Below are 12,487 nucleotides of genomic sequence, written 5' to 3'. Positions count from 1 at the left end.
CATTCGACGTCCACCGTGATCTGAAGAACCCACGCACAGCGCCCCCGACCCGTACTCGACGGATCGGGGGGCGACACGAAATCTATTGCGCTGTTGGGGATCCGAGCTCGCGCGCCAGTGCCCAGATGATCAAGACATCGATGGCGATGATCACCAGCGACCAGAACGGATACATCGGCGCGAACAGGAAGTTGTCCATCAGGCTGATCGAGGCCATCACGATACCCGCCCAATAACCCCAGGTCTGTCCGGACACGATGCCGATGCCCGCAACAAGGATCAGCACCGCGATCACCAGATGGACCCATCCCCACACCGAGACGTTCACCTGGAAGACCTGGTCTTCGGTCAATACGAACAACTCGCGCTTCGCGATCGCGGCGATGGCGGCCATCAGATGCAGCAAACCGGCGATCAGGATCAGAACGCCCGCGAAGATCGTCATGTCATTGAGCGCGGGTCCGGTCTTGGCCGGGCCGGGACTGGTCATAACACACACTCCTTCCGAAACGCGTGGTAATCAACCGCCACAAACTAACCCGCGACACGCCTGGAGCGAGGGATGACCTCGGCGGGTCACTTGCTGAGACTGACCTCCGGTTCGGGAGCCGCGGCAATGCGCGGCCGAGCCAGCGCGCCCGGCCACCAGATCCGATCACCGATATCCAATGTCAGCGCGGTGACCAGGATCGAACGCACGATCACCGTATCGAGCAGCACACCGACGGCGATGACAATGCCCATCTCGGCAAAGGTCACCACCGGCATGGTCGCGAACACCGCGAAGGTGCCAGCCAGCACCAGCCCGGCCGAGGTGATCACCCCGCCGGTGGCGGCAAGGCCGATGAGCGCACCCGCCTTGGTGCGATGTTTGGTCGCCTCCTCGTGCACCCGCGACATCAGGAAGATGTTGTAGTCGATGCCGAGCGCCACCAGGAAGACGAAGGTCAGCAGCGGCAGGCCGGCATCGGCGCCCTTGAATTCGGCCAGATCGAAGATCCAGTGGCTCAGCCCGAGCGCGGCGAGGTAGGACAGCACCACCGTTGCGGTGAGCAGAATCGGTGCGAGCACCGCGCGCAGCAGCACCATCAGGATCACCATCACGATGGCGAGCACAACCGGCACGATCACCCGATTATCGTGTGCCACAGCGTGTTTGATATCGAGCACAACCGCCGTCTGCCCGCCGACCTTGGACGCGGGATCAACCGCGTGCACCGCGGCACGCACCCGGTCGATGGTCGCGTCGGCGGCGCGACTGTCCGGCGGATCCGAGAGCGTGCCCTCCAGATAGACCAGATCGCCGGAGATGATCGGCCGCGACGGCGCGGTAATGCCGGGCGTCGATCCCAGCGCCGTTGCGACGGCATCGGCACGCGCGGCGGAGGCGATGACCATGACCGGCGTACCGGTGCCCGCGTCGAAATGCCGTTCCAGCACTTCGGTTCCGGTGACCGCAGCGGAGGAGCCGACGAACGCGTCCTTGTTCGCGATCCCGTTCGACTCCAACCCGATGGCGCCCAACGCGACTGCACCGAGCGCCAGTGCGGTGCCGATCCAGACCGTGCGCGGCCGCCGGGCGATCGCGAATCCGACACGCGCCCAGATACCGGATTCGGTCTCGTTGACGGTGCCGAAGTTCGGGTGGCGCGGCCAGAAGATCCACCGGTCGACGATCACCAGGAGCGCGGGCAGCAGCGTCAGCATCGCCAGCAGTGCGACCGCGATGCCGATCGCACACACCGGGCCGATGCCCTTGGTCGAATTCATCTCCGCCACCAGCAGAGCCAGCATCGAGACCATCACGGTGCAACCACTCGCCAGTACCGCTGGCCCGGCCCGGTGCAGTGCGACGGCCATGGCCTCATGCCTATCGGGATGGCGGCGCAGTTCCTCGCGATAGCGGGCCACCAGCAGCAGCGCATAGTCGGTGCCCGCGCCGAATACGAGCACGGTCAGAATGGCCTGGCTCTGCGCGTTGACCGTCAATCCCAACTTGGTCGCGCCGAATACCGCGGCCTGCGAAATCGCCAGTGCGAAGGCGACGGTGATCAGCGGCAACGCCCATAGCATCGGACCATAGGTGGCCAGCAGGATGACGATGACGACCGCGGCGGCGGCGTACAGCAGCAATCCATCGATACTCGCGAACACCTTGCCGAATTCGGCGGCGTATCCGGCCGGTCCGGTGGCGTAGAAGGACAATCCGTCGGGTCGCTCGCCCGCCGCGTCATTGATGGCGCCGACCACGTTGGTCAGGCGGCTCCAGCCGTCGGCCCCCATCGAGATCGGCACCAGAATCTCCAGTGCCTGACCGTCCTGCGACGGAATCGGGCCGAGCAGCTTATCGGCCACCACATGCTCGACCTGGCGGAACCGGGTGGCGTCGGCGCCGACCGCGAGCCGGTCGGCGTCGGTGATTCCACTCGGGCGCTCGTAGACCAGTACCACCGGAACCTGGTCGCTATTGCCGAATTTCTCGGCCAGCTTGTACGCCTGCGTGGATTCGGCGCTGTCCGGCAGCCAGGTGACGTTGTCGTTCTTCTGTGCGCCGGTGAGCTTTCCGGCGAAGGTGCCGAGTGCGAGCAGTGCGATGATCCAGACGCCGAGCACCACCCATTTGCTCCGGCGACCGCTCGGCACGCGCGCGAGTCTGCCGAGCAGATCGGTCATATCCGGATCGGTCGGTGCGGACATCGGGCCCCCTCGGTCACCACCCTGATCTTTGTTAGCAACCTGCAAGCGGGCGCTAGCGGCTGGCACCGATGCTACTGCCGGGTTCTGACATCCGCGAGCGAAAATGTGATGCTGCGCCCACTCCGCGGGCCAGCCGACCAGGTCCGGTCCGCAATGAAATTTCCTCAGCGACTACAGCAATCTCGGTGCTGACAACGGACCACGTTGTCCCTTAGGGGCCCGGCCCACGAAAGGCCGATCGGCAACCCATGGGCGACCACAATGGCAGCACCGGTATCGATGCGCGGATTTCGCGCCGCGTGCCGCACAATGGGTGCCGCACGCGGTGGTCGCCGGCGTTTCTGCGCCATAGCGATAACCGCCGCTGCGACACAAGGTGTTGTGCTGCATGGACTTGTCACCCCCAAGGAGTAGTGTTCAGGGGTAGGCAATTCCGTGACGGCAGCGTGCTCGGGAAGGGTGTGGAGGCAGGATGAAACTGATCGATCGGGTGTCGGCCATCAACTGGAATCGGGTGCCCGACGAGAAGGATGCCGAGGTCTGGGATCGCCTGACCGGCAACTTCTGGCTGCCCGAGAAGGTGCCGGTCTCCAACGATATTCCGTCGTGGAACACCCTCACTGCCGACGAGAAGCAATTGACCATGCGGGTCTTCACCGGCCTGACGCTGCTGGACACCATTCAGGGCACGGTCGGCGCGGTGAGCCTGATTCCGGATGCCGTGACGCCGCACGAGGAGGCGGTGCTCACCAATATCGCGTTCATGGAGTCGGTACACGCCAAGAGCTACAGCTCGATCTTCTCCACCCTGTGCTCCACCCGCGAGATCGATGACGCGTTCCGCTGGTCGGAGGAGAACCGAAACCTGCAGCGCAAGGCCGAGATCGTCCTCGAGTACTACCGCGGCGACGATCCGCTCAAGCGCAAGGTGGCCTCCACCCTGCTGGAGAGCTTCCTGTTCTACTCCGGCTTCTACCTGCCGATGTACTGGTCCTCGCGGGCCAAGCTCACCAACACAGCCGACCTGATCCGGCTGATCATCCGCGACGAGGCGGTGCACGGGTACTACATCGGCTACAAGTACCAGAAGGGTCTGGAGCTGCTGAGCCAGGCCGAACGCGACGACCTCAAGAACTACACCTTCGAGCTGCTTTTCGAGCTCTACGACAATGAGGTCGAATACACCCAGGACCTCTACGACGAGGTCGGCCTCACCGAGGACGTCAAGAAGTTCCTGCGCTACAACGCCAACAAGGCCCTGATGAACCTGGGCTACGAGGGCCTGTTCCCCAAGGACGAAACCGACGTCAACCCCGCCATCCTCTCGGCCCTGTCCCCCAACGCCGACGAGAACCACGACTTCTTCTCCGGCTCCGGCTCCAGCTATGTCATCGGCAAGGCCGTCAATACCGAAGACGAAGACTGGGAGTTCTGACACGGCGGTGCCATGAAATCCGGCTCGATCCACGGATCGAGCCGGATTTCTCGTATTCGCCTCAGATGCCGAGGACGATCTTGGCAGTGGTGAAGTAGATGATCAGACCGGTTGCGTCCACCAGCGTCGTGACCATGGGGGCGGAAACGACGGCCGGATCGATCCGGAAGCGCTTGGCCAGCAGGGGCATGGTGCCGCCGATGGTGGCGGCCCAGCCGCAGATGATGACCAGGGTGATGCCGACGACCAGGGCGGTGCCCGGGTCGACGAACAGTGCGCCGATGGCGACGCCCGCGGTGGCGAGCATGGTGCCGAGCACCAGACCGACCCGGCATTCGCGCCAGATCACCTTGAACAGGTCCGAACCGCGTACCTCGCCGACGGCGAGTGCGCGCACACAGGCGGTCGCCGCCTGGGCGCCCGCATTGCCACCCGCGCCGATGAGCAGCGGGATGAACAGTGCCAGATGCGCCGCCTGCTGCAGGGTGCCCTCGAAGAAATCGGTGACACTGACCGTCAAGGTGGCCGCGAACAGCAACAGCAGCAACCACAGCGCGCGGTAGCGGGCCAACTGGAAGACCTTGGCCGCCATGTAGTGGCCCTCCCACGGCGCGGAACCCGCCTGCTTGGCGACATCCTCGCTATCGGCAGCCTCGATGACCTCGACGGCGTCATCGATGGTGAGCAGCCCGACCAGCCGGTCCTCACTGTCGACGACCGGCAGGTTGATGACATTGGTCTCGCGCATCAGCCGCGCCGCCTGCTCCGCGGAATCGGTGGCGCGCACGAATGTGGGTTCGGTGACGACGAGATCGGAGACCATCGTGTCCGGACGACTCAGTACCAGTTCGCGCAACTCGACAATGCCGGTGAGGCGGCGACCGGAGTCGACGACGGGCAGCGTGTACACCGTCTCGGCATTGATGCCCTTGATCCGCACCGTCTGCAGCGCGTCGGGCACGCTCAAATTACGCGGCAGCGCAACGACTTCCGGCGTCATATAGAGCCCGACCGAGCCCTCCGGATAGCCGAGCAACGTCGCGGTCATCCGCCGTTCGCGCGCGCTCAGTCCGGCGAGCACCTTCTTGGCGACCTTGGCGGGCGCCTCGCGCAGCATCCTGGCCCGGTCGTCGGGGTCCATGCCCTCGACCAGCTCGCGGAAGCTCTGATCACGCAGACCCTCCAGAATCTGTTGCTGGTCAACGGGTTCGAGCTCCTCGAAGACGGCAAGCGCCAGATCCTTGTCGAGCAGACGGAAGGCAACGCCCGCTTGGACGGCGTCCATGCGTGCGAGTTCGTCCGCGATGACATGCGGCGAATGGTCGTCGAGCCAGTCGAGCGCGGCGTCGACACGATGGGTATCCGCGATGTCCTGCAGAGATGCGGACAGCGTCGGACGTGCTTCGATGAGATCGGTCTGTGACATGGGAGGTCCTCAGCACACGGCGAGTAAGCGAGTGAATCGAAAAACGAAGTCACACCGCGGGCACCGACCCCATGACCGCTAACCCGAGAAGCTACGGCTCCCGGATGCTAACGATTGCGCGAAGGGGCGGCGCCGCGCGGCCTTCGACTGGGAGGTTCGCTGCGCATGGCAACCCCACCTCCTAATCGCCGCCGCAGCACCGTCAGCACTGCAGATTTCTCGAATGCGCCACCCGAACGGGCTGGCCGCACAGCTTCCGCTTGAAGGATACATGCGATGGCGCTGGTGTTCACAGTCGAATCGGGTAAAGACCGACGACATCTCGTCCGGCTATGACCGTTGCCACTCCAGGGCGTCAGGGCGATAATGTCGCGCCGACAGCGCTCTCGACATCGGGCCACGTCGGCGTGTGCTCGATCCACTCCGGCACCGGTTCGGCTTGCACACCGAACAGATACAGATGCGGCACCAGATCGCGCAGCGCCAGATGCACCTCGAGGCGGTCGTCGATCATGTGCGTGATCCCCAATTCCGCGCAGTGGATCGCCTTGTCCGCCCGCTTGCGGCAGCACCGCACGCTCTCGCGCGCCACCCCGGTCCGCTGGTAGAACCCCTGATGATCGAGCCACTGCAGGGTGCGTTCCTGGACCCGGGGCCCACATTTGGAGATCACCCAGACCCGACCGTCGAACCGCTCGACCAGCCGCGCCAACACCTCGAATGCGCCATCGGTCGGCGGCGTGGCCAGTGCCTGTTCGATACCCCCTGAGAGAAAGACCGTATCCGCGCCCCCATCCGGCAGCGCGGCCCCCTGAATGACCCGACCGAAGTCCACTCCGAGTCGGGGTTGTCCATAACTATTCATCACTATTCCGATCCAGCTTGACCCGAATCGAGCTCACATGCCAGCGAATTGACGACCGAGTTGCGCGCATCCGGCGTAGAACCCTTGTCCGGGTGGCGCCGAGCCGGGAAGAGTGAACCGATTGCGACTAGGTTCGGTGCAAACACACGAAGGAGAGATCTGTGCGCTTCGGCATCTTCATTCCGCAGGGGTGGCGGCTCGATTTGGTCGGTATCGACCCGGCGGCGCAATGGGGGGTGATGCGCGATCTCGCCCAACGCGTCGATGCGGGCGATACCTGGGAGTCGCTGTGGGTGTACGACCACTTCCACACGGTGCCGGTGCCGACCGAGGAGGCGACCCACGAGGCGTGGACGCTGATGGCGGCATTCGCGGCCAGCACATCCCGCATTCGGCTCGGGCAGATGTGTACCGCGATCAGCTACCGCAATCCGGTGTATCTCGCCAAGGTTGCCGCGACGACGGATCTGATCTCGGGCGGCCGGGTCGAGATGGGCATCGGCGGTGGCTGGTACGAACACGAGTGGCGCGCTTACGGTTACGGTTTTCCGTCGGCGGGTGAGCGGCTCGGGCGGCTCGACGAGGGTGTGCAGATCTTCCGCCAGGCCTGGACCGACGGTAAGGCCACGCTGGACGGTAAGCACTACCAGGTCGACGGTGCCATAGTGCGGCCACTTCCATTGCAGGAGGGTGGGATTCCGCTATGGATCGCCGGTGGCGGTGAGAAGAAGACGCTGCGCATCGCGGCGAAGTACGCCAGCTACACCAACTTCAGTGGCGCACCGGAGGAATTCGCGCACAAGTCCGACATTCTGCGCGCGCACTGCGCCGATGTCGGCACCGATTTCGAGGCCATCGTGCGCTCCTCGAACTTCAACGCGGTCATCGCATCCACCGAAGCCGAAGTCGAGGAACGCCTTTCGGCACTCCAGGCGCGGTTGGCAACCGTAGTCGATGACAACCAGGCCAAGTCCTATGTCGACGGCATGTTCCGCACCTCTCCCGCCGTCGGCACCCCGGAACAGATCGTCGAGCGACTGTCCGCGGTCCGCCATCTCGGCCTGTCCTATGCCATCTTCAACTTCCCCGAAGCCGCCTATGACACCTCCGGCATCGAACTCTTCGAACGCGAAGTGGCCCCCGCCCTCCGCTGACCCCCGCCACCGCGGCGGGCGCCCCCTCGGCGCCCGCCGCTTTCGGTATGCGCCGCTGGCACACTCGGGCTACTTCCCCAGTGATAACCACGCGGCACGCGGTTATCACTGCGGCGGCACATCGCAGATCTGGACCAATTCCGTAGCGCGCGAACGTGTCACGAAAACCCCGCGGCCGGGCGGCAATGGCGATGGGCGCACATCACCGATGAGCGCACCCTCCTCCCGCGAGCCGCTCATGACCAATCCTTCGGAACCCAGCTCGCGCAACCTGTTGATCACCGGATCGTAGATGGCACGTCCGGCGCCACCGGTGCGCCGGGCCAGGATCAAATGGAACCCGAGATCTCTTGCCTGCGCGAGATAGTCGACCAGCGGCAGCAATGGATTGCTCACACTGGTGCCTACCATGTCGTAATCATCGACGATGATGAACAGCTCCGGTCCACTCCACCAACTGCGCTCGCGCAGTTGCTGTGGCGTGACGTCCGGTCCCGGGGTGCGGCGAGACAGGTACGCGATAAGTTCGGCGACCATGTCCGTCGCGGTCTGCGAGTTGGTCGAGTACCCCGCGAGATGGGCCTTCCCGACCGTACCGAGCATCGTCCGCCGAAAGTCGATCAGCCCAATTCTCGCTTGCTCGGGCGCGGCGTTCTCGGTCAGCCCCGCGACAATATTCCGCAGCATCGTCGTCTTGCCCGATTCGGAGTCGGCGAATACCAGAAAGTGCGGCTGGCTACGGAAGTCGAGGACCACCGGTCGCAGATCGGACTCGCGTAGGCCGATGATCACGCGATCCCGACTCTGCTCGATCGACAACACATCGGCGGTCGCGAGCACCTCGGCGCGCGTGATGTGCGCGGGCAGCAGCCGAATCTCGGGGGCACGGCGACCCGGGTATTCCGCGGCGATCTGTGCTGCGGCAGCGCGGATACCGGCAGGCACCGAGTCGAAGTCACTATTCGAGTCCAGTCGCGGCAGCGCCATCATGATGTGCTGGACACCGGCGGCCCCGAGAATCAAGCCGCGCCCCGACAGGTCGGGCACGAGGGCCGCGGCCTTCCTGCTGAGTTCGGACTCATTCGGATCATCGAGGCGCAGCTCGACCGGCATCCGGATCCGGTCCCGCACCGAAGGCCGGATATCGCGCCACTTGCCGGCCGCGAGAATCACATAGATACCGCACCGGAATCCCTGCGCAACAAGAGTATTCAGCTCATTATCCAGAGATTCGAACTGCCCGATCAATTCCCGCCAGCCGTCGACGACGAGGAACACATCACCGAGCCGATCACTCCACGAGTCATCCATCCGACGCAGTTCCGGCGGCAAGGAAACCTCCGCCGCCCAGCGACTGCGGAGTTCGTCGATCGACTCGACCTGTGCCGATGTGCAGATATCCGCGCGCTCACGCATCCGAGCCGCCAACTCGGCTACGGTGCGGCGGACCCGATCCGGATCCGACCTGTCTGCGATCGAACCCACATGCGGCAGCTCCGCGAGGTTCGTGAGTAATCCGCCACCGAAATCGAGGACATAGAACTGGGCCTGCTCGGGGGGTTGAGTCGCGCCGATCGCCAGCACTATGGTCGCCAACGCCCTGGACTTGCCGGACTTGCGGCCGCCGACCACCGCGACGTTCCCTTGATCCCCCACCGTGGGCATGGTCGTGAGCACATCTTGACGCTGCAAATAAGGATCATCGACGACGCCGACCGGTGCCGACGACCTCCCCTGGTGACTCCGGGTCGACAACAGTACGTCGATGGTTGTCGGCGCGGTCATTGGCGGCAGCCATACCGCACGTGCAGGTGGTGCAGCCCCGTGCAGTTGCGCAACCAGCGCCTCGAGCAGGGTGCGCTGAACCATGGCGCCGGTATCCTTGGCGAATTCGCCACGCTCCGGTCGCGACACGTACGCGGCTCGAATGCGAACCAACTCGGAGTGGTCATATTTCAAGTACGCATGTCCAGGCGTGCCCGGCAGGTGATAAGCATCCGGCACGCCCAACACCGCGCGCGATTCATTGGCCGAAAACGTCCGCAACGCGATCCGATAAGACATATGCGCCTCGAGCCCACCGAGCCGATATCCATCGAGTCGGTGCGTTGCGAGTAACAGATGCAGCCCCAACGAACGACCGAGTCGTCCGATCATGACCAACGCATCCGCGAATCCTGGCCGCTGCGAGAGGAGTTCGGCGAACTCGTCGACGATGATGAACAACAGAGGCAAGGGAGCGAGCTCAGCGCCCGCCGCACGGGCCGACTCGTATTCGCCGATGTTCACGAAATTCCCCAACGACTGCAGCAACTTCTGCCGCCACGCCACCTCACCCGCGATCGTCTCGACCAGACGATCGATCAGCGTAAGATCAGCCTCCAGATCGGGGACAATCGCCGAAACATGCGGCAGCCCAGCGAATCTGTCGAACGCATCGCCGCCTTTCGCGGAGATCAGCAGGAAGTTGAGCGCGTCGGGCGGGTGGTTGAGCGCAAGGCCAGCGACAATATTCTTCAGCAATGTCGACTTGCCCGAACCCGTGGCACCGACCACCAGACCGTGTGGACCCATACCGCCCTCCGCGGCCTGCTTCAGATCCAGCTCAACGGTTTCGCCGGTAGGCGTCACACCGATCGGAATACGCAGCCGCGCACGCGCGGCCCGCGGCCGCCATGCCACAGCGAGATCGACCCGGTCATTCGCATCCAGCCCGAACAGTTCAGCGAAGTCGACCTCACCCTCGAACGGCGAACGCCGCACCTGCGGACCTCGCGCGTCGGGCCACGCTCCGACGACTCGGCTCACCAATTCGCCGGCACCATCGGTCATCTCAACGACGCCTACCGAATCCTGTTGCAGCTCACGCAGATCCGGCATGGCGACGCGAAATGGTCGCTGTCCGTACAGCGCCCAGCCCGGCCCCTCCGGCAGCCGGGCGGCACGCTCGGGATTGAGTCGCGATTCCGCCGGGCGGTGCAGCCGCAGTTCGATATGTGCGGGCAGCAGATCGGCCAACCAGTCCGGTATTTCGGTCCAGTCGCGGGCCGTTGCGACCAGGTGCACACCGTACTCCGGACCCGCGCTCGCCACCTGTTTGATCCTGCTGTCCAGTTCCGCGATGTGCTCGCGGAAGTCGCCCCACCGATCGATCAGGAGAAAGACATCCGCGACCGGGCCTTCGGTCAGCACGGGCCGGGCGGCACGCAAACTGGCGGGTGAGTCGATATTGTTGTCCCGGTACAGCTTTTTGCGCCTGCGGATTTCCGCGGTGACCTTCTCCAACAGCACCAGAACCTGCTCGGGTTCGTCATCGCTCGCGACCCCGGCAAGGTGCGGTAGCGCACTCATCGAACCCAAGCGGTTGCTGGACTCCAGCGCGTAGACCTGCACTTCGTCCGGGGTATGCGTGAGCGCAAGCGATCCGGCGAGCGTGCGCAGCAGCGTGCTCTTCCCGGCTCCGGCGCGGCCGATAACCAGCAGATTTCCATCGGCCCCCGCCAGATCCAGCCAGACCGTCTCCCCCTCCGCACCGTCCACGCGCCGCTCCTGACCGATCGGCACCTTCAGTCGGCCTGTCCCCCACCAGTTCTCGGCACGCAGACCCGCCACCGGATCGCGTTCGAGCCGACCGAGCAGATCGCCGAGTTGAACTCGATCGCCCGCCTCGAGGATGCTGGAGTACTTCCGCCGCACCCGTGCGATGTACACCTCGTCCTTGAATACCCCGTAGTGATTCGGAGTCTGCCTGCTCGTGCGGGCGCGCACATCGGCGCTGGCATAGGTCCACAGATCGTGCGCTCCGATGAGTCCGCTGCCGTTATCGGCCAGGCCCGTGCCGATGCCCTTCACCAGCGCCGAGGTGAAGACCGACAGCGGCGCGGACTGATCCGTGCTCGCCCGTCCATCCTCGGCGGTCTCGATCGCGCTCGACGCGGTCAGCACGCAGATACCGTCTCCCGCAGCGAGTTCCCGACCGACATCATCGATATTCGGCGCGGACTTGACCACATCGGGACCGAGGAAGGCGCCGCTATAGCAGCAGTCCAGCAGAATGATCTTCGCCGCCGCGGCCGAATCCCTGATCAATTCCCGGATGAACGTCGAGGACACCGCCGTACTACTGATCAGTTGCGGGTCGGTATTGCTGGTCGCCAGATACAGGTTCTGCCTGGTTCGCAGGCCGTGACCGGAGAAGTAGAAGAGGATGACATCCTCCGGCTCGGCGCCGCGGAACAGCCGCTCGATACTGCGTTCGATCTCGGCCTTGGACTCGTTGATCAATAGCTCGGTCGGCCGGAAGCCGCCGATCTCCGGGTCGCGCAGCAACTCTCGCAACTGATCGGCATCGGTGACCGGCGCGTAGAGTCGAGGCAGACCCTCGAAGTGATAGGTGTCGTTGGCGACGAACAACGCCAACCGGCGTCCGGTCGGACTACTCATCGTCGAGCAGGTCGCGCAGCTGATCGACGATCTTGTCGACCTGCCCGTCGCTCGGCCGCGCGATGGTGACCTCCCGATCGCCATTCTTGACGGTGACCGAGGCGGCCCTGGTGCGGTCCAGGAATCTGATCACGATATCCCGTATCGCCCATGCCACGGTGCCGATCGCACCGCCGGAGGCGACCAGCTGGCCGATCTGCTCGAGCGACCCGGATTTCATGCCGTCGCCCGCGGGCGCCGTCGCACGTCGTACGACGAGGCCCCCGACCTCGCGCAGATCGGTCTGTAGCTCATCGGCGAGTTCATCGAGCCACTCGGCATCTCGTCGCCCGCCGGAATTGATCACCAGCACAACATCGGTCATGATCTGTCGCCCCTCCTATCGACCCACGCTCACCGTAGTCCGATAACTCTAGCCAGGAGGTATGCGACCCAAAAGCCGAGCGGGGCGGCCTCCCGATGGAGAC

Annotated in this window: 8 protein-coding genes; 2 read left to right on the top strand and 6 right to left on the bottom strand. The window is 64.5% G+C overall.

All coding sequences use genetic code 11. The features are described 5' to 3' along the window. Positions 1-82 precede the first annotated feature (82 nt). Both ACWEO2_RS41340 and ACWEO2_RS41335 read right to left on the bottom strand, forming a co-directional pair. The gene (locus tag ACWEO2_RS41340) at positions 83-490 is read right to left on the bottom strand and encodes a DUF7144 family membrane protein (RefSeq protein WP_452410366.1); all 408 of its coding nucleotides are present in this window, start codon (positions 488-490) and stop codon (positions 83-85) included. 86 nt (positions 491-576) lie between these two features. Then, positions 577-2,697 (bottom strand): MMPL family transporter, encoded by a 2,121-nt coding sequence (locus ACWEO2_RS41335; protein WP_452410365.1) that lies wholly within the window; start codon positions 2,695-2,697, stop codon positions 577-579. 472 nt (positions 2,698-3,169) lie between these two features. On the opposite strand from ACWEO2_RS41335, the gene nrdF reads away from it, so the two are divergent. Then, positions 3,170-4,132, top strand: coding sequence for a class 1b ribonucleoside-diphosphate reductase subunit beta (nrdF, locus tag ACWEO2_RS41330; RefSeq protein WP_355189681.1), 963 nt, complete (start codon positions 3,170-3,172; stop codon positions 4,130-4,132). A gap of 61 nt (positions 4,133-4,193) precedes the next feature. Here nrdF and mgtE read toward each other — a convergent pair whose 3' ends face one another. Next, complete coding sequence (gene mgtE / locus ACWEO2_RS41325) at positions 4,194-5,558, bottom strand: magnesium transporter (protein WP_355189645.1); 1,365 nt, start codon at positions 5,556-5,558, stop codon at positions 4,194-4,196. A gap of 355 nt (positions 5,559-5,913) precedes the next feature. Then, on the bottom strand, positions 5,914-6,423 hold the full coding sequence (locus ACWEO2_RS41320; protein WP_452410370.1) for a hypothetical protein: 510 nt from the start codon (positions 6,421-6,423) through the stop codon (positions 5,914-5,916). Positions 6,424-6,584: 161 nt separating this feature from the next. On the opposite strand from ACWEO2_RS41320, the gene ACWEO2_RS41315 reads away from it, so the two are divergent. Then, a complete protein-coding gene (locus ACWEO2_RS41315; RefSeq protein ID WP_452410364.1) occupies positions 6,585-7,577 on the top strand; it encodes an LLM class F420-dependent oxidoreductase in 993 nt (330 codons plus the stop codon). A 105-nt stretch (positions 7,578-7,682) separates the two neighbouring features. On the opposite strand, the gene eccCb is transcribed toward ACWEO2_RS41315, so the two are convergent. Continuing rightward, on the bottom strand, positions 7,683-12,020 hold the full coding sequence (gene eccCb, locus ACWEO2_RS41310) for a type VII secretion protein EccCb (RefSeq protein ID WP_452410363.1): 4,338 nt from the start codon (positions 12,018-12,020) through the stop codon (positions 7,683-7,685). Continuing rightward, positions 12,013-12,384, bottom strand: a complete 372-nt coding sequence (locus ACWEO2_RS41305) for an effector-associated constant component EACC1 (protein ID WP_452410362.1) — start codon at positions 12,382-12,384, stop codon at positions 12,013-12,015. The genes eccCb and ACWEO2_RS41305 overlap by 8 nt, the downstream gene beginning before the upstream one ends. Positions 12,385-12,487 lie beyond the last annotated feature (103 nt).

Source organism: Nocardia sp. NPDC004278, assembly GCF_053602975.1.
The sequence above is the reverse complement of the archived record's forward strand: the minus strand, read 5'-3'. Positions and strand labels throughout refer to the sequence as shown.

Bases quoted from the DNA above. Each gene is read 5' to 3' on its own strand.
- ACWEO2_RS41340 (WP_452410366.1), bottom strand. From the start codon at position 490: ATGACCAGTCCCGGCCCGGCCAAGACCGGACCCGCGCTCAATGACATG.
- ACWEO2_RS41335 (WP_452410365.1), bottom strand. From the start codon at position 2,697: ATGTCCGCACCGACCGATCCGGATATGACCGATCTGCTCGGCAGACTC.
- nrdF (WP_355189681.1), top strand. From the start codon at position 3,170: ATGAAACTGATCGATCGGGTGTCGGCCATCAACTGGAATCGGGTGCCC.
- mgtE (WP_355189645.1), bottom strand. From the start codon at position 5,558: ATGTCACAGACCGATCTCATCGAAGCACGTCCGACGCTGTCCGCATCT.
- ACWEO2_RS41320 (WP_452410370.1), bottom strand. From the start codon at position 6,423: ATGAATAGTTATGGACAACCCCGACTCGGAGTGGACTTCGGTCGGGTC.
- eccCb (WP_452410363.1), bottom strand. From the start codon at position 12,020: ATGAGTAGTCCGACCGGACGCCGGTTGGCGTTGTTCGTCGCCAACGAC.
- ACWEO2_RS41305 (WP_452410362.1), bottom strand. From the start codon at position 12,384: ATGACCGATGTTGTGCTGGTGATCAATTCCGGCGGGCGACGAGATGCC.